Consider the following 1,717-nt stretch of genomic DNA (forward strand, 5'->3'; position numbering starts at 1 on the left):
CCACTAGCCCTGCTCGGCCATTTGCAGCGTTGCGATACGGCTATGCCGCATGATGGGCGACAACCGGGCACAACGCATCTTTTCCGCGCGTAGGTGGTCGTTTCGATCGACACTATGTCGTTCGCGCCGTACTCGCCCTTTCTGCAGGTGCTGCATCACGCATGAAGACGAGAGCCAGGCCGATACCGGTGAGGCCAATCAAGATGGACGCCGCGGCCAGGGATGTGGGTCCGCTGGTCTCAACGACGAGACCGCCGACGAAGGCGCCGATGGCGATCCCCGCGTAAGTGGTCGCACTGTTCATTGCCAGAACCAGCTTCGACCTATCCTTGGCCAGGCCGAGGAGCCGGTGTTGGATCGGAACGAGGTACATGTAGCTCACGTTGCCCCAAAGGAAGGCGATGAACACGGTGAGGGCGCCATGGTGTCCGAATGCAACGAGGCCCCCGAGCAGGATGAGTTGGGCCCCCACGGCCCCGATCAGGACCCTGTAGGGGCCAAAACGATCGGTCAGCAACCCGCAGGCTGCGTTTCCGCTCACGGCTCCGAAGCCATAGGCGAAGAGCGCAGCGGAGAGCAGCGGGACCCCGGCGAACAGGGAGCCAGTGATGAAGACGCTCACATATGAATAAACGATGAACTCGGAAACAACAACGAATAGCGTCACGGAAAGGACGCCGTAGATAATCTTGGAGAAGTCTTTTGAAGCCGGGCCGTTTGCGCGCTCCGACGCCGCGTCGGGGACTCCGGACATTATCGGGGCGAAGATTAGCAATACAAGAAGCCCGGCAACGACCACGAAACCGAAGGCGAAGCGCCAACCAATCGCATCTGCGATCCAACTGGTCGCCGGAACGCCGACAACCTGCGAAACGGTCATGCCACCGAAGATGAGGGACAACGCCATCCCTTTGCGTGTCGGCGACATGAGCTCGGCGGCCAGCACAGTGGCCGCCGGCGTGAACATGGCCGCGCCATAGGCCGAAATAACGCGACCTGCCGCAAGGGTCAGGAAATCCGGTGCGATCGCGCAGGTCAGGTTACCGACGATGAAAATTGCAATGGACAGGATCTGCACATTGCGGAGATTCATGCCCTTGAACATCCAGGCATTGAGCGGCGCGAAGAGCGCGTAGCTGAGCGCGTAGATCGAAATGATCCATCCCGCCGCGGCGGTTGAAGTCATCAGGTCACGAGAGATCACGTCAAGCGCTCCGATGATGACAAACGTGTCCAGGCCGATGGCGAAGGCACCGATGGTCAGAGCAGCAATGATGAGCTTCGTTCGCGGGTTGGGAACGGATGAAGTCATGGCAGTGCTCGTTCAAGTTCTCGCAGGGTGGTCAAGCCGGGACCCTCATTCAGCCTAGGATTAGGGCCTGACCATGGTCCGCCCAGAATAGCGACGTCGATTGTCCCGCAAATTTCGGAAGCTCTTTGTCACGCGGGCTGGAGGTTCGTGCAACCCGGCTCTAAGTTTGCGCCATTTCCGTTAGAATGATTTCAATCGGTCTTCGCCATCACCGTGAGAGAAGTATCCTTTCTGGATGCCCCGGAAACCGTGACGCTCGCAGGGTCCCCACAAGCCGAGTAGATAACGAGCTCGCCGTCATGCTCGTGCATGGCCAGTTTTCTTTCACCAAAAATAAGCCGCGAAATACTACCGCAATTTGCTTGCAGCATTTCCGCATAGCTGCCGCTGTGGGTGTACAATGGC

At 58.8% G+C, this 1,717-nt stretch carries 2 protein-coding genes; both read right to left on the reverse strand.

Features of this window, described 5'->3' with window-relative positions; genetic code table 11:
• Positions 1-112 precede the first annotated feature (112 nt).
• Complete coding sequence (locus tag CWO89_RS43905; protein ID WP_130584346.1) at positions 113-1,312, reverse strand: MFS transporter; 1,200 nt, start codon at positions 1,310-1,312, stop codon at positions 113-115.
• A gap of 191 nt (positions 1,313-1,503) precedes the next feature.
• Positions 1,504-1,717: hypothetical protein (locus CWO89_RS46670; RefSeq protein WP_165421606.1), on the reverse strand; the 214-nt coding region annotated here is incomplete at its 5' end.

The organism is Bradyrhizobium sp. Leo170 (genome assembly GCF_004296405.1).
Classification (GTDB): Bacteria; Pseudomonadota; Alphaproteobacteria; order Rhizobiales; family Xanthobacteraceae; genus Bradyrhizobium.